The sequence below is a fragment of the Streptomyces sp. NPDC127177 genome, from assembly GCF_042672475.1.
Classification (GTDB): domain Bacteria; phylum Actinomycetota; class Actinomycetes; order Streptomycetales; family Streptomycetaceae; genus Streptomyces.
Genome location: NZ_JBHXUW010000011.1, coordinates 114,537 through 129,447, shown reverse-complemented (window position 1 = coordinate 129,447; position 14,911 = coordinate 114,537). Strand labels below are relative to the sequence as shown.

Sequence of the window (14,911 nt, the reverse complement as noted above, 5' to 3'; positions counted from 1 at the left end):
CAACTCAGGTCTGAATGGTGAGATCACGATGGCGGAGTTCGATCTGGACCGGCGCACCCCGGCCGGAGCCCTGCAGACCGTCGACCGGGCGCTCCTCGTGCTGCTCGCGTTCGAGCGGACCAGACCCGACTGGGGCGTCACCGAGGTCGCCGAGGAGTTCGGCTGGGACACCTCGGTGGCCCAGCGGCTGCTCGCCACCCTCGCGGGCCGCGGCTTCCTCGTCTCCGACCCGGCCACCCGCCGCTACCGCATCGGGCCGGCCGTGCTGCGCCTGGGCAGGCTCTGGGAGCGGTCCGGATCGCTGGAGCTGCTCGCCGGACCGGTCCTGGAGGAGCTGCGCCGGGCCACCGGCGACACCGTGCTGTTCTGTCTGCCGGACAGCTTCCACATGCGGTGCGTGGCGGCCGAGGAGGGCGAGACCGGGCCGTTGCGCTACTACCCGCTGGTCGGCGAGCTCTACCCGGCGCACGCCGGGGCGACCAGCAAGTCCTTCTACGCCTATCTGCCGGACGAGCAGCGCCACCGGCTCTTCCGGGGGCGCCCGATGGCCCGGTTCACCGACCGGACCGTGACCGATCCGGACCTGCTGGAACGGGAGTTGCTGAAGGTGCGGGCCCAGGGGTACGCCTGGACGGTCGGCGAGTACGACACCGGCGTCGCGACCGTCGCCGTGCCGGTCTTCCTCGGGCGCGAGCCGTACGGAAGCCTCAGCCTGGGCGGTGCCGAGGAACGGTTCGACGGCGCGCCGGAGAACCGGCTCGACGCCCTGCGCAAGGCGGCCGAAATGCTGGAGAGGCGCCTCACCCACCCGCCGCAGCGCCCCAAGCCCCGGTCCCGACGCGCCATCTGACCGGGCACCGGGCCCGCGACACCCGTACGACCTGACCCGAAGAGAACCCAAGAGGAACCCCGTGAACCTGCTCCTGCTCTCCAACTCCACCCAGTACGGCTGCGGTTACCTGGAACACGCCCTCGACACCGTGGCGGCCTTCCTGCCGTCCGGCGCCCGGCTGGCCTTCGTTCCCTACGCGCTCGCCGACTACTCGACGTACACAGCGCGCGTCCGCGACGCCCTGGAGCCGGCCGGGATCAGCGTCCGCGGTGTCCACGAGAACGCCGATCCGGTCGCCGAACTCGGGGCTTCCGACGCGGTGTTCATCGGCGGCGGCAACTCCTTCCGGCTGCTGAGCGCCCTCTACCGGACCGGGCTGCGCGACGCCGTCATCGAGGCCGTGCGCGACGGACTGCCCTACATGGGGGCCAGTGCCGGCACGAACATGGCGGCGCCCACCCTGCGCACCACCAACGACATGCCCATCGTGCAGCCGCCGTCCTTCGAGACGCTCGGCCTCGTCCCGTTCCAGATCAACCCGCACTACCAGGACCCGGACCCGGACAGCACCCACAAGGGCGAGACCCGCGAGGAGCGGCTCGCCGAGTTCCTCGAGGAGAACGACGTCCCCGTGCTCGGTCTGCGCGAGGGGTCATGGCTGCGGGTCAACGGGCGCCAGGCCCGCGTCCAGGGCGCCCGTCCCGCCCGGCTGTTCACCCGCGGCGCGCAGCCGCAGGAGCTCCCGGCGGGTACGGACGTCTCTCATCTGCTCACGACCGCACCGAGGTTCGACGCTCCGGTGCGCTGACCGTCAGCACCAGTTCGGCCTCGGTGGGCCGGCCGTTCGCCGGGTGCGCCGCCGGGTAGGCGCGCGGCGCGTATCCGGCGGCCGATCCGGCCAGGACGAAGCTGCCGCCGGCCGGGGCGGCGAGCGCGTACCGGCCCTCCGCGTCCGTGGTGGTCAGCCCGGCCTGCCGGCCCTGCCGGTCGATCAGGGTGACGTTGGCGCCGGGCACCGGAGTGCCGTCCGCCTCGACGACCCGGCCGCGGAAGCCGGAGCCGGGGAGCGGGAGCGGCAGGCCGGAGGTCCGGGCCGACGCGTCGCCCGCGCTGCTCGCCAGCAGGACCGGCGTGGCGGCCGCCCGCTGCGTGGGCAGGAACGCGGCCAGCACCAGGCCGGCCAGCACCGCGCCCGTCGCGATGACGAACGAGGTCCGGAACCCCTCCATGGTGGGCACCGCGACCGATCCCATCCGCGTCGAGGTGTGGGCGAGCACCATGCCGATCACCGCGCTCGACACCGAGGTGCCGATCGAGCGCATCAGGGTGTTGAGGCCGTTGGCCGCGCCCGTCTCGGAGGCGTCGACCGCTCCGATGATGAGGGCGGGCAGCGAGGAGTACGCGAGCCCGATGCCGGCTCCGAGCAGTACCGCGATCACGACGGTCTGCCAGGCGGCGCTCATCAGACCGAGCCCGGCCCCGTAGCCGATGGCGATGACCGCCATGCCGAGCATCAGCGAGACCTTGGGGCCGTACCGGGCGGACAGCCGGGCGTACAGCGGGGCGACGAGCATCATCGTCAGGCCCAGCGGCGCCACGCACAGCCCGGCCACCACCATCGACTGGCCGAGCCCGTACCCGGTGGACTTCGGCAGCTGGAGCAGCTGGGGCAGGACCAGTGAGACGGCGTAGAACGCGACCCCGACCATGATCGAGGCGAGGTTGGTGAGCAGCACCTCGCGGCGGGCGGTGGTGCGCAGGTCGACCAGTGGGGCGGCGCTGCGCAGCTCGAAGAGGCCCCACAGCACCAGCACCAGCAGGGCGGCGGCGATCAGTCCGAGTGTCGTGCCGGAGGTCCAGCCCCAGTCGCTGCCCTTGGTGATGGGCAGCAGCAGGAGGACGAGTCCGGCCGAGAGGCCGAGTGCGCCGGTGACGTCGAACCGGCCGGGGGCGCGCAGCGAGGTCTCCGGCACCGCCAGCACGGTCAGCCCCATGGCGAGCACGCCGAGGCCTGCCGAGCCGAAGAAGAGGGTGTGCCAGTCGGTGTGCTGGGCGACGAGCGCGGCGGCGGGCAGCGCGAGTCCGCCGCCCACCCCGATCGAGGAGCTCATCAGGGCCATGGCCGAGCCGAGCTTCTCCCGGGGCAGCTCGTCTCGCATGATGCCGATGCCCAGCGGGATGGCGCCCATGGCGAAGCCCTGGAGCGCACGGCCCACGATCATGATCACGAGGTCGTCGGTGAAGGCGCATATCAGCGAGCCGATCACCATGACGGCGAGACTGGCCAGCAGCATCTTCCGCTTGCCGTTGAGGTCGCCGAGCCGGCCCATGATCGGCGTGGAGACGGCTCCGGCGAGCAGTGTCGCCGTCATCACCCAGGTGGCGTTGGACGGGTCGGTGTGGAGAAGGGTGGGCAGGTCCTTGATGACGGGGACGAGCAGGGTCTGCATCACCGCCACGGTGATACCCGCGAAGGCGAGCACGGGGACGATCCCCTTGCCGGCCTTCGACGTCCGTGGATCAGGAAGCTCCGCGGACTGCTGTTCGTGCGTCGTCTGTGGCATGCGTGCGGCCTCCGGGCAGCGGAAGAGGGAGAGTGGGCGGAAGTGCGGGCCGTGCGGCGGACAGCGCTGACCGCCAAGTGTGTGCAGGGTGAAACCTTCCGTACGTCCGGGGTATTCCGGTGAACGGGGCCCGAACAGGACACATCCGCGGCCGGGACCGGCCACCCGGCCGGAAACAGATGCCGATCTGACCTTCCGTCAGATTGGAACGTGTTCTACTCTTGCGCCGTTCCAGTGGCTGCGACCGGCGAGGATCCGCATGGGCATCGGAATCACCGAAGAACACAGGGAGCTCGCGCAGGCCGTACGTGGATGGCTCGCGCGCACCGTACCGCCCGGAGAAATCCGCAAACTCCTCGACGCGGACGCCCCGGCTGCCACCGGCGCGCGCCCCGCGTACTGGGACGGGCTGGCCGAGCAGGGCCTGCTCGGCATCCATCTGCCCGAGGAGTACGGGGGAGGAGGCGGCGGACTCCTCGATCTGGCCGTCGTCCTCGAAGAGGCGGGCCGAGCCGCGCTGCCCGGCCCGTATCCCGTGAGCTCCCTCGCCTCGGCGGTGCTGCACGCCTCACGGGCGACGGCGACCGGGCCGGGCGCCCGCGAGACGGACGGGCTGCTGCGGGACCTCGCCGCCGGCCGTCGCATCGCGGCCGTCGCCCTCGGGCCCGGCAGCGTCACCGCCGTCGAGCAGGAGGACGGCCATCTGCTCGACGGCGAGCTGCCGCCGGTCCTCTGCGCCGCCGACGCCGACCTGCTGCTGCTCCCCGCCGCCTCCGTCACCGGCACCCGCTGGTTCGCCGTCGACACCGGCACGCCGGGGCTGGCGCTGCGCCCGCACCGCAGTGCCGACCCGACCCGGCCCACCGCCGAGGTCCGCGCCGACGCCGTCCTCGTCCCCGCCGGGCGCCTCCTGCGCGCCGACTCCGGACTGGTCCGCGACCTCGCCGCCGTACTCCTGTCCGCCGAGGCCTGCGGCACCGCGGCCCGCTCGCTGGACACCGCCACCGAACACGCCAAGGTCCGCGAGCAGTTCGGCCGCCCCATCGGACAGTTCCAGGGCGTGAAACACCTCTGCGCCGACATGCTCGTACGGCTCGAACAGGCCCGCGCGCTGACCTGGGACGCCGCCCGCGCCGCCACCGAGCCCCCGCAGGTCCGGGGCATGTCGGCGGCCCTCGCCGCGGCGACCGCCCTGGACGCCGCGTACAGCTGCGCCAAGGACACCATCCAGATCCTCGGCGGCATCGGCTTCACCTGGGAGCACGACGCGCACCTGTATCTGCGCCGGGCCCTGGTGGCGCGGCAGCTGCTCGGGCCCGGCGACGCCCACCGGCAGCGCGCCGTCCGGCTGGCCGCCGCAGGCGCGCGCCGCGGACTCACCCTGGAACTCCCGCCCGAGGCGGACGCCCACCGCACGGCCGCCCGCGAGGCCGTCGCCACCGCCCGGGGCCTGGACCCGGCGGCCGCCCGCCGCGCCCTCGCCCCCACCGGATACGCCGCCCCCCATCTACCCGCGCCCTACGGGCTGGACGCCGGACCCGTACAACAGCTCGTCGTACAGCAGGAGTTGCGCGAACAGGGCGTGAAGCTGAGCGATCTCTCCATCGCCACCTGGGTGGTGCCCTCCCTCATCGCTCACGGAACGGCCGAGCAGCAGAGCCGCTACCTCCTGCCGACCCTGCGCGGCGAACTCCAGTGGTGCCAGCTGTTCTCCGAACCCGGCGCGGGCTCCGACCTCGCCTCGCTGCGCACCCGGGCCGAACGGACCCCCGAGGGCTGGCGGATCAACGGCCAGAAGGTGTGGACGAGCGCCGCCCAGTGGGCCGACCACGGGATCCTGCTCGCCAGGACCGATCCGGACGCCCCCAAGCACCGGGGGCTGGGCTACTTCCTCGTCGACATGAAGAACACCGAGGGCATCGACATCCGACCGCTGAAGGAGATCACCGGTCAATCCCTCTTCAACGAGGTGTACTTCGACGACGTGCTGCTGCCCATCGACGCCCTGGTGGGCGAGCCGGACGGCGGCTGGCGGGTCGCCCGCAACACCCTGGGCAACGAACGTGTCCACATGGCCGACCAGATGACCTTCGACACCGGTCTGGAAGCCCTGATCGACCGCTCGGCCGGACTCGACGGAGCCTGCCGGGCGAGGATCGGGGCACTCGCCGCCGAGGCCCACGCACTCGCCTGCATCGGACTGCGCACCACGCTGCAACAGGTCTCCGGGCTAGAGCCGGGCGCGGGCGCCTCCGTACGCAAACTCGTCCAGACCGTCCACCAGCAGAAGCTCGCCGAACTCGCCGTCGAACTCCTCGGCCCCGCGGGCGCGGTGGCCGAGGGACCCGGCGAACGGGCCGTGCACGGCTTCCTGATGTCCCGCTGCCTGACCATCGCCGGCGGCACCACACAGGTCCAGCTCAACGTCGTCGCCGAGCGCATCCTCGGCCTCCCCCGGGACTGAAGGCAATCCATGCCGGCACCCCTCCCCGCCCGGCGGAGGGGGCTCCTACGGCTCGCGCCGTGCGGTCTTCCGCACCGCCGCCGACCGCCCGCCAGGAGAACGCCCCTGGCCGAAGGCGCCCCGCTCCGCGGGGTCCGTGTTTCCTCCCCGGGCCGAAGCACGGGGTATCCACACAGGAGGAAAAGATGAGGTCGTACATCGTCGGTGTGGGAATGACGAAGTTCGAGAAGCCCGAGACCCGCGACTGGCAGTACTGGGACATGGTGCGGGAGGCCGGGACGGCCGCACTCGCCGACGCCTCCGTACGGTACGAGGACATCCAGCAGGCCGCCGTCGGCTACTGCTTCCAGGCCTCCACCGCCGGACAGCGCGCCGTCTACGAGCTGGGTCTGACCGGCATACCCGTCTACAACGTCAACAACAACTGCGCCACCGGCTCCACCGCCCTGATGATGGCCCGGCAGTTCGTCGAGGGCGGCGGCAGCGACTGCGTCCTCGCGCTCGGCTTCGAGAAGATGGCGCGCGGATCCCTCGGCGGCGGCGGATCCGACGGCGGAGCGGGTGTTTTCAAGACGTCCCCGGTCGCCCGCCACTACGGGATCATGGCCGCGGGCCACGGCTTCGAGATGACCCCGCCCACCGCCCAGATCTTCGGCAACGCCGCCCGTGAGCACATGGCGCGCTACGGCACCACCGAGGCACAGCTCGCCGCCGTCGCCGCCAAGAACCACCGCCACTCGACGGGCAATCCGTACGCCCAGTTCCAGGACCCGTACACGGTCGATGAGGTCCTCGCCGCCAAACCCATCCACCGCCCGCTGACCCGGCTCCAGTGCTCGCCGACCTCCGACGGGGCGGCAGCGGCCGTCGTCGTGTCCGAGCGCTTCGTCGAGGAACACGGGCTCGGCGAACGGGCCGTAGAGATCGCCGCCCAGGCCATGACGACCGACACGGACGCCTCCTTCGCCTCCGGGACCTGCATCGACGCGGTAGGACTGCCGATGTCGCGGGAGGCGGCCCGGCAGGTGTACGCCACCTCCGGGCTCTCGGCCGACGACCTCGACGTCATCGAACTCCACGACTGCTTCTCCATCAACGAACTCCTCACCTACGAGGCACTCGGGCTGTGCGGCGAGGGCGAGTCCGGGGCACTTGCCGAGTCCGGCGCCACCACCCACGGCGGCCGCTGGGTGGTCAATCCGTCCGGCGGGCTGATCTCCAAGGGACACCCGCTCGGCGCCACCGGAATCGCCCAGGCCGCCGAACTCACCTGGCAGCTCAGGGGAGAGGCCGGCGCCCGCCAGGTGCCGGACGCACGCACCGGCCTCGCCCACAACATCGGGCTCGGCGGCGCGGCCGTGGTGACACTCCTGCGCCGCTGAACCCGGAGGACCACTGGAGCCCCGGTCCTACGCCGCTGGACCGAGGCCGGTACGGACCGGAAACCGATGTACGGGGTGCAGGGCGGCTGCGAGTATGACGTCATGGTTGACGTCTCGACGCCCACACGGCGTACCGCCCGGCCCCGCACCCGCACCTGGGCGGTGGTGCTCGCAGCCTGCGTCGGCCAGTTCCTCGTGGTGCTCGACGTGTCCGTCGTCAACGTCGCCCTCCCGTCCATGCGGACCGACCTGGGGCTGAGCACCGCCGGACTCCAGTGGGTGCTCAACGCCTACTCGATCGCGTTCGCCGGATTCATGCTCCTCGGCGGGCGGGCTGCGGACATCTACGGCCGCAAGCGGATGTTCCTCGTCGGCCTCGGCCTGTTCACCGCGGCCTCGCTGGCCGGCGGGCTCGCCCAGGAGGGCTGGCAACTGCTCGCCGCCCGCGCCGCGCAGGGGCTCGGCGCCGCGGTCCTCGCCCCCGCGACCCTCACCCTGCTCACCGCGGCCGTCCCCGAGGGGCCCGCCAGGACGAAGGCCATAGGCACCTGGATGGCGGTCGGCGCGGGCGGCGGCGCGACCGGCGGACTGATCGGCGGGGTGCTCACCGACGTACTCTCCTGGCGGTGGGTCCTGCTGATCAACGTGCCCGTCGGCGTGCTCGTCATCACCGGCGCCGTGATCTGGCTCGCCGAGGGCAAGGCCGGTGAGCGGAGCCGGATCGACCTCCTGGGTGCGCTGCTCGTCACCGCGGGCCTGGCCTCCGTCGCGTACGGCATCGTGCAGACCGAGGAGTCGGGCTGGACGGCGTCCACGACCCTCGTCCCGCTGCTGGGCGGAGTGGCGCTGCTCGCCCTGTTCGTCCTGGTCGAGTCCCGCACGGCCAGGCCACTGATGCCGCTGCGGGTGCTCGGGGCACGGGCGGTGGCCTCGGCGAACGTGGCGATGTTCGTGATCGGCTCGGCGACGTTCTCCATGTGGTACTTCATGACCGTGTACGCGCAGAACGTCCTGGGGTACACCGCGTTGGAGGCCGGTCTCGCCCTGATGCCCACCTCGGTGGCGATCGTCGTCGGCTCCAAGTGCGCACCCCGGCTGATGGCCCGGGTCGGAGCGAAGAACCTCGCACTCGTCGGCACGGTCGTGGCCGCCGCGGGCTTCGGCTGGCAGTCCACGATGACACCCGACGGCTCCTACCTCACCTCCATCTGCCTGCCCGGCGTACTGATGATGACCGGCACCGGCCTCGCGGCCACCCCGCTCGCATCCCTGGCCACCTCGGGCGCGGCCCCGGGCGAAGCCGGTCTGGTCTCCGGCCTGGTCAACACCTCCCGCACGATGGGCGGCGCGCTCGGCCTGGCCGTCCTCTCCACCGTCGCGGCCGCCCGCACGAACGGTGGCGTGACCCCGGCCGACCTCACGGCCGGCTACGCCCTGGCCTTCCGCACGGCGGGCTCTGTGCTGCTCGCCGGACTGCTCCTGATGATCTTCTGGCTGCCGCGCCACCGGCCGGCGCAGCGCTGAGACGCCGCCCGGCCGCCGGCTCTCAGAGCCAGCCCTGCTGCCGCGCGGCCCGGACCGCCTCCATCCGGTTGCGCGTGGCGGTCTTGCCGATCGCCGACGACAGGTAGTTGCGCACGGTCGACTCCGACAGATGCAGCTTCGCGGCGATGTCGGAGACCGTCGCCCCGTCCGCCGACGCCACCAGCGCATCGCGCTCCCGGGCGGTCAGCGGACTCGGGCCCGCGCTCAGCGCGGCGGCGGCCAGCGCCGGATCGATGACGGTCTCACCCGCCAGCACCCGCCGGATCGCCGCCGCGAGCTCCTCGACCGGACCGTCCTTCACCAGGAAGCCCGCCGCCCCGGCCTCCATCGCGCGACGCAGATAGCCGGGCCGGCCGAAGGTGGTGAGGATCAGCACCCGGCAGTCGGGCACCTCCTCACGCAGATCGGCGGCCGCGTCCAGACCGCTGCGCCCCGGCAACTCGATGTCCAGCAACGCCACATCGGGCCGGGACGACACCGCCGCGGCCACGATCTCGTCGCCCGCCCCCACCTGCGCCACCACCTCGATATCCGGTTCGAGCCCGAGCAGCAGGGCGAGAGCGCCCCGCATCATGCCCTGGTCCTCGGCGAGCAGCACTCGTACGGACTTGGTGGGCCGGTGATCCTGCGGCATCTCGTTCACGGGGACAGGGTATGGCCGGTGGCCTGCTGGGACAGCGCGCCGGAACGGTCGTGGCCGAGAGACGGAGGGGGCTGGAGGCACCGCTCACCGCACTTGGCGCCGGCCGGGGCGTGGACGGCTCCCGTGCACCTCGGCCACCTGCTCCGAGGAACCGGCGGGATATCGGACCGGCGTGGCCCGTGTGGTCACCGGGCCGTCCGGGACGGCCGGTCCGAGCTGCCCGGACCGGCGTCCTCACCGATCCCGTCGTCCCCGCCGGGCGCGTCCACCGGAAGCTCCGCCCTGACCACGAAGCCGCCGCCGGGCCCCGGGCCCGTCTCCAGCGAGCCGCCCGCCGCCGCCAGGCGTTCGGTGAGGCCCTTCAGTCCGGTGCCGCCGATGCCCGGGGCGGAGGACGGTGCGCCGGTGGGCGGGCCGTTGCCGTCGTCGGTGACCGTCAGGCGGACCCGGTCCGGGGTGCTGTCGATCACGAACGTACAGATGGTGGCGGTGGAGTGGCGCAGGACGTTGGTGACGGCCTCCCGGGTCACCCAGCCGAGCAGCGCCTCCGTCTGCGGGGCCAGCGGTGGTCCCGAGCGGCGGACGGTCGGTTCGATGCCGGCGGATGTCAGAGCGGACCTGGCCCGGTCGAGTTCGGTGGCGAGGCTGCCCTCGCGGTAGCCGGTGACCGCCTCACGGATCTCGGTGAGGGCCTGCCGGCCGACCGACTCGATGTCGGCGACCTGCTTGAGCGCCTGGTCCATATCGTGCGGCGCGAGCCTGCGCGCGGCCTCCGACTTGACCACGATCACGGACATCGTGTGGCCCAGCAGATCGTGCAGATCGCGCGAGAAGCGCAGCCGCTCCCGCTCCACAGCGCTCCGGGCCAGTTCCTGCCGGGTGGAGCGCAGCTCCATCACGGTCTCCGACAGGGTGAGCAGCGCGGACGTCACCGCACCGGAGATGAACGTGCCGTACGCCAGCGTCCACGGTGTCGACGCGCTGTCCTTGTGCCAGATCGCGACGGCGCACGCGGCCACGGCGAGTGCGAGCAGACCGACCACCAGCCAGCGCTTGCGCAGGATGGTCCCGCAGGCCAGCGAGAGCAGCGGGAAGAACAGCAGCCAGCTGCCGCCGTAGCTGCCCGCGAGCGCCAGCGTGACGGCGGCCAGTGCGCCGATCAGCACGTACGACACCGGGCTCTCGCGCTTCTTCTTGTTGAAGCCCCGGAACACCACTGAGATGTAGAGGGAGTTGAAGGCCAGCAGGCCGAGACCGCCGATCCAGGGGCTGGGGGTCTCGCCCTGGAACAGGTTGGAGAAGGAACCGAGGCCCATCAGCAGCCAGGGCAGCAGCACGTAGGGCCCGGGGGGTCCCGGACGCCGGTGCTCCTTGCGCCACTGCCGCCGCTCCGCCCGCCGCCTGCGCCGTTCCCCGCGCGCTTCCGATCCGCTACTGGACATGCCCACTCCCGTCACACGGTCCTCGCGGACCGACGGTACGAGATCACGGCGTACGTACCGAACAGCAGCAGCCACCCGCTCAGTACGACGACGGTCATGACGCCCGGTGCGTGGCCGTCGGTGGCGGCCCAGCCCAGGTCGGCGAAGCGGTTGGCCGGGGTGAACCTGCCGATGGAACCCAGCCAGCCGGGAAGCAGCTCCAGCGGGAACCACAGACCGCCGACGATCGCGAAGCCCATCAGACACGCGACGTTGACCACGCCGGTGCCCTGCGGGGACAGCCGGTAGCCGTTGCCGAGGCCGAGCAGGGTGAAGGGCAGGGCACCGATCCACAGCAGCAGGACCAGTGCGATCCACTGCCAGGCCGCCAGTCGCACACCGTTGACCAGCCCGCCGGCGAGCAGCACCGTCAGGATCGTCGGAAGGACCGTCACCGAACCGCTGACCGCGCGGCCCACGACCGCCCGCGAGGGGGCGAGCGGCGCGACCCGCAACTGCTGGAGCCAGCCGAGCTGTCTGTCGGAGGCGACGCCCGTACCGATCGACATCGCGGAGCCCAGCGCCCCGTACGCGGCCATGCCGACCATCGAGGCGGCCTTCCAGCCGTCGACGTCCTCGCTGCCGCCGATGTTGGTGAAGAGCAGATACATCATCACGGGCATACCCGTGCCGAAGACGAGGAAGAAGCCGTCGCGCAGGGTCCGGCGGATTTCGAGCACGATGTACTGGAACATCAGACGGTCTCCTTGCGGTCCTGGGCGGCGGTGGCCGCCGGTGAGGTCAGGGAGAGGAACGCGGCCTCCAGGGTGGCCGGGGAGACCTGGAGGCCCCGGACCATGCCCAGCCGGGCGAGCTCCACGACCGTGGCGTCCGAATCCTCCGTGTGCAGCAGCGCCCGGTCCCCGGTCACCTCGACGGTGACGACGCCCGGCAGCAGCTCCAGGCCCCCCGTGGACCGTCCGGAGAGGTCGAAGGAGACCAGGTGGTGGCCGGCCGCGGCCTTGATGGTGTCGCCGCTGCCGTCCGCGACGATCCGTCCCCGGTCGATGACGACGATCCGGTCGGCGTTCCCGTCGGCCTCCTCCAGGTAGTGGGTGGAGAAGATCACCGTGTTGCCGCGCCTGGCGTAGGCCCGCATGGACTCCCAGAAGGCGTGGCGCCCCTCCACGTCCAGGGCGGCGGTCGGCTCGTCCAGCACGATCAGTTCCGGGTTTCCGGCCAGGGCGACGGCGAACCGGACCCGCTGGATCTGACCGCCGGAGAGCTTGTCTATCCGGCGGTTCGCGTACTCCGCGACGCCCGCCAGCTCCAGCGCCTCGGGAACCGGCAGCGGACGCGGGTAGGTGGAGGCGATGAAGGCGACCAGCTCGCGGACGGTCACCCGCTGGATGGGCCGCCCGTCCTGGAGCATCGCGCCGACCAGACCGGCCCGGACCGCCTGCTCGGGGGTGCGGCCCAGCACCCGCACACTGCCCGCGTCCGGCTCGTTCAGACCGAGCAGCAGGCTGATGGCGGTGGACTTCCCCGCCCCGTTGCGGCCGAGCAGAGCGACGGTTTCACCTCGTTCGACGGTCAGCCCGATCCCGTCCACCGCCCGTACGCTCTGTCCGGCCCGGCCGAAGGCCTTGACCGCCCCGGTGAAGACCACCGCGGCCCCGTTCCCCGTTGTCTGTTTCATGCCTACGACGCTACGGAGCCGGACGATGCTGCGGCAGAGGCGTATATACGGACTCCGCGATGACAAATGTCATCGCCCGTACGGACGGGGACGACGGCCGGACCACGGCCTGCCAAGTGACCCGTCGGGTGACCCGACGAGTGGCCACCGAATGACCCGCCGAGTGTCCGGCAAGTGACCCGACAGGTGGCCCGGCAAAGTGATCTGACATACCGTCAGGAGTCTTCCCAACTGCTGGGTGCTGCGTTATACATAGGGCCACCGGCTAGAACGCGTTCTAGAACGGGCGCGTTTTCCGGTTCCGCACGACCTCGGTGCGGCCGACGGTGCGGACGGCCGCGCCGAGGTCTTCCCACCATCAAGGAGCAGCTCTCCCATGCCCATTGATGCCGCAGAGGCGGTTGCCGCCGAACCCCGGTCGACCCCGATCAGCTGGGACCACAAGGACATCCAGCTCTACCACCTGGGCCTCGGGGCGGGGACGGCCCCCGGCCGGCCCGACGACGCCACCGACCCGGACGAGCTGCGCTACACGCTGGAGTCCCGCCTCCACGTCCTGCCGAGCTTCGCCACCGTCGCGGGCGCCGGCCTGGCCCTGGCCGGCGGTCTCACGGCGCCCGGGGTCGACGTCGATCTCGCCGCGGTGCTGCACGGCGGGCAGTCCGTACGCCTTCACCGGCCGATTCCGGTGAAGGGGAACGCCGTACAGACCTCGAAGGTCGCCGCGGTGTACGACAAGGGCAAGGCGGCGGTCCTCGTGCTGCGTACCGAGGTCACCGACGACCACGGCCCGCTGTGGACCAACGACGCCCAGATCTTCGTGCGCGGCGAGGGCGGCTTCGGCGGCGAGCGCGGCCCCTCCGAGCGGCTGGAGCTGCCCGACCGCGCCCCGGACCGGGTGGTGGAGCGGCCGGTGCGGCCGGACCAGGCCCTGCTGTACCGGCTCTCCGGCGACTGGAACCCGCTGCACGCCGACCCGGAGTTCGCCAAGCACGCCGGCTTCGACCGGCCGATCCTGCACGGGCTCTGCACCTACGGCATGACGCTCAAGGCGGTGGCCGACACCGTGCTGGACGGTGATGTGGCCCGCATCGCCTCCTACCGGACCCGGTTCGCCGGAATCGTCTTCCCGGGCGAGACCCTGCGTATCCGGATGTGGTCCGGGGACGGCCGCGTCCAGGTCGCTGTGACCGCCGTCGAACGCGACGACGCGCCGGTCCTCGCCGACACGCTCGTCGAACACTCCTGAAGCACGTACCGACCCCGAGGGGAGCCGCACCATGCGCGCAGCCGTACTGCACGAGATAGGCCAGGACAAACTCGAAGTCCTCGACGACGTCGAGGCGGTGGGCTTCGGCCCCGGCAAGGTCAGGCTCCGCATCCGGGCCACCGGGCTGTGCCACTCCGATGTCTCCGCGATGAGCGGTGTGCTGCCGCAGCCCGCCCCCTTCGTCCCCGGCCACGAGGGCGCCGGCGAGGTCGTCGACGTCGGCGACGGGGTGAGCGGGCTGAGCGCGGGGGACCGGGTGCTGGTCTGCTGGCTGCCCGCATGCGGTGCGTGTCCGTCCTGCAAGCGCGGCCAGACCCAGCTGTGCCTCGCCGGATTCATGAACGCCGGCACCCCCAACTTCAAGCGCCCCGGCGGCGATGTCTTCGGATTCGCCGGGACCGGCACCTTCACCGAGGAGGTCGTCGTCGGCGCGGGCTGTGCGGTGCCGATCCCCGACGACGTGCCGTTCGAGATCGCCGCGCTGATCGGCTGCGGGGTCACCACCGGCCTCGGCGCCGCCATCAACACCGCGAAGGTGGAAGCCGGTTCGTCGGTCGCCGTGATCGGCTGCGGCGGCGTCGGCATCTCCACCATCCAGGGCGCCAGGGTGCAGGGCGCCGCCCAGATCGTCGCCGTCGACCCGGTCGCCTCCCGCCGCGAGGCGGCGCTGCGGTTCGGTGCGACGGAAGCCGTTTCGCCCGACGAGTTCGCCGACGCCAAGCAGCGGGTCACCGCGGGCGAGGGCTTCGACTACGTCTTCGAGGTCGTCGGGAAGTCCGCCACGGCCCGCACCGCGTACGAGAACACCCGGCGCGGCGGCACCCTGTGCGTCGTCGGCGCGGGGGCCATGGACGACAACTTCCAGGTCAACATGTTCGAGCTGTTCTTCGACGAGAAGCGGATCCTGCCCTCCATGTACGGGGGAGGGGACGTGCTCCGGTCGTACGAGCGGGCCATCGCGCTCTGGCGGGCCGGCCGCATCGACCTCGAATCGATGATCACCCACCGGGTACGGCTCGACGGCATCAACGACGCCCTCGACCAGATGCGGACGGGCGAGTCGCTGCGCACCTGCATCGAACTCTGACCCG

At 72.1% G+C, this 14,911-nt stretch carries 12 protein-coding genes; 7 read left to right on the top strand and 5 right to left on the bottom strand.

From position 1 onward, the window contains the following. Positions 1 to 28: 28 nt before the first annotated feature. Together ACFVJX_RS10150 and pepE are read left to right on the top strand one after the other, a co-directional pair. Positions 29 to 850: an IclR family transcriptional regulator gene (locus ACFVJX_RS10150; protein ID WP_384125448.1), complete on the top strand. Its 822-nt coding sequence runs from the start codon at positions 29 to 31 to the stop codon at positions 848 to 850. Positions 851 to 911: 61 nt separating this feature from the next. After that, the gene (gene pepE / locus ACFVJX_RS10145) at positions 912 to 1,640 is read left to right on the top strand and encodes a dipeptidase PepE (RefSeq protein WP_384125450.1); all 729 of its coding nucleotides are present in this window, start codon (positions 912 to 914) and stop codon (positions 1,638 to 1,640) included. Here pepE and ACFVJX_RS10140 read toward each other — a convergent pair. After that, the gene (locus ACFVJX_RS10140) at positions 1,603 to 3,396 is read right to left on the bottom strand and encodes an MFS transporter (protein WP_384125451.1); all 1,794 of its coding nucleotides are present in this window, start codon (positions 3,394 to 3,396) and stop codon (positions 1,603 to 1,605) included. The genes pepE and ACFVJX_RS10140 overlap by 38 nt on opposite strands. A 259-nt stretch (positions 3,397 to 3,655) precedes the next feature. On the opposite strand from ACFVJX_RS10140, the gene ACFVJX_RS10135 reads away from it, so the two are divergent. The 3 genes from ACFVJX_RS10135 (at position 3,656) to ACFVJX_RS10125 (ending at position 8,766) form a co-directional block, all read left to right on the top strand. Further along, positions 3,656 to 5,860: an acyl-CoA dehydrogenase gene (locus ACFVJX_RS10135; RefSeq protein WP_384125453.1), complete on the top strand. Its 2,205-nt coding sequence runs from the start codon at positions 3,656 to 3,658 to the stop codon at positions 5,858 to 5,860. A gap of 185 nt (positions 5,861 to 6,045) precedes the next feature. Then, entirely contained in the window at positions 6,046 to 7,242 is a 1,197-nt protein-coding gene (locus tag ACFVJX_RS10130) for a lipid-transfer protein (protein WP_384125455.1), read from the top strand. A gap of 102 nt (positions 7,243 to 7,344) precedes the next feature. Next, positions 7,345 to 8,766, top strand: coding sequence for an MFS transporter (locus tag ACFVJX_RS10125; protein WP_384125457.1), 1,422 nt, complete (start codon positions 7,345 to 7,347; stop codon positions 8,764 to 8,766). 22 nt (positions 8,767 to 8,788) lie between these two features. Here the strand turns inward: ACFVJX_RS10125 and ACFVJX_RS10120 are convergent, their stop codons facing one another. From ACFVJX_RS10120 to ACFVJX_RS10105, 4 genes are all read right to left on the bottom strand, one after another. After that, on the bottom strand, positions 8,789 to 9,421 hold the full coding sequence (locus tag ACFVJX_RS10120; RefSeq protein ID WP_384125635.1) for a response regulator: 633 nt from the start codon (positions 9,419 to 9,421) through the stop codon (positions 8,789 to 8,791). Between the two features lie 194 nt (positions 9,422 to 9,615). Continuing rightward, on the bottom strand, positions 9,616 to 10,872 hold the full coding sequence (locus ACFVJX_RS10115; RefSeq protein WP_384125459.1) for a sensor histidine kinase: 1,257 nt from the start codon (positions 10,870 to 10,872) through the stop codon (positions 9,616 to 9,618). An 11-nt stretch (positions 10,873 to 10,883) separates the two neighbouring features. After that, on the bottom strand, positions 10,884 to 11,606 hold the full coding sequence (locus ACFVJX_RS10110) for an ABC transporter permease (RefSeq protein ID WP_384125461.1): 723 nt from the start codon (positions 11,604 to 11,606) through the stop codon (positions 10,884 to 10,886). Next, positions 11,606 to 12,550: an ABC transporter ATP-binding protein gene (locus ACFVJX_RS10105; protein WP_384125463.1), complete on the bottom strand. Its 945-nt coding sequence runs from the start codon at positions 12,548 to 12,550 to the stop codon at positions 11,606 to 11,608. The genes ACFVJX_RS10110 and ACFVJX_RS10105 overlap by 1 nt, the downstream gene beginning before the upstream one ends. A gap of 376 nt (positions 12,551 to 12,926) precedes the next feature. Between ACFVJX_RS10105 and ACFVJX_RS10100 the strand changes: the two genes are divergently transcribed. Together ACFVJX_RS10100 and ACFVJX_RS10095 are read left to right on the top strand one after the other, a co-directional pair. Next, positions 12,927 to 13,799: a MaoC/PaaZ C-terminal domain-containing protein gene (locus ACFVJX_RS10100; RefSeq protein ID WP_384125465.1), complete on the top strand. Its 873-nt coding sequence runs from the start codon at positions 12,927 to 12,929 to the stop codon at positions 13,797 to 13,799. 31 nt (positions 13,800 to 13,830) lie between these two features. Then, positions 13,831 to 14,907 carry a Zn-dependent alcohol dehydrogenase gene (locus ACFVJX_RS10095; RefSeq protein ID WP_384125467.1) on the top strand — a complete coding sequence of 359 codons (1,077 nt, stop codon included), beginning with the start codon at positions 13,831 to 13,833 and terminating at the stop codon, positions 14,905 to 14,907. Positions 14,908 to 14,911: the final 4 nt, after the last annotated feature.

What these genes read in the sequence shown, in the direction of transcription:
- ACFVJX_RS10150 (WP_384125448.1), top strand. Translation starts at nt 29, where the DNA reads ATGGCGGAGTTCGATCTGGACCGGCGCACCCCGGCCGGAGCCCTGCAG.
- ACFVJX_RS10140 (WP_384125451.1), bottom strand. Translation starts at nt 3,396, where the DNA reads ATGCCACAGACGACGCACGAACAGCAGTCCGCGGAGCTTCCTGATCCA.
- ACFVJX_RS10135 (WP_384125453.1), top strand. Translation starts at nt 3,656, where the DNA reads ATGGGCATCGGAATCACCGAAGAACACAGGGAGCTCGCGCAGGCCGTA.
- ACFVJX_RS10130 (WP_384125455.1), top strand. Translation starts at nt 6,046, where the DNA reads ATGAGGTCGTACATCGTCGGTGTGGGAATGACGAAGTTCGAGAAGCCC.
- ACFVJX_RS10125 (WP_384125457.1), top strand. Translation starts at nt 7,345, where the DNA reads ATGGTTGACGTCTCGACGCCCACACGGCGTACCGCCCGGCCCCGCACC.
- ACFVJX_RS10120 (WP_384125635.1), bottom strand. Translation starts at nt 9,421, where the DNA reads ATGCCGCAGGATCACCGGCCCACCAAGTCCGTACGAGTGCTGCTCGCC.
- ACFVJX_RS10115 (WP_384125459.1), bottom strand. Translation starts at nt 10,872, where the DNA reads ATGTCCAGTAGCGGATCGGAAGCGCGCGGGGAACGGCGCAGGCGGCGG.
- ACFVJX_RS10110 (WP_384125461.1), bottom strand. Translation starts at nt 11,606, where the DNA reads ATGTTCCAGTACATCGTGCTCGAAATCCGCCGGACCCTGCGCGACGGC.
- ACFVJX_RS10105 (WP_384125463.1), bottom strand. Translation starts at nt 12,550, where the DNA reads ATGAAACAGACAACGGGGAACGGGGCCGCGGTGGTCTTCACCGGGGCG.
- ACFVJX_RS10100 (WP_384125465.1), top strand. Translation starts at nt 12,927, where the DNA reads ATGCCCATTGATGCCGCAGAGGCGGTTGCCGCCGAACCCCGGTCGACC.
- ACFVJX_RS10095 (WP_384125467.1), top strand. Translation starts at nt 13,831, where the DNA reads ATGCGCGCAGCCGTACTGCACGAGATAGGCCAGGACAAACTCGAAGTC.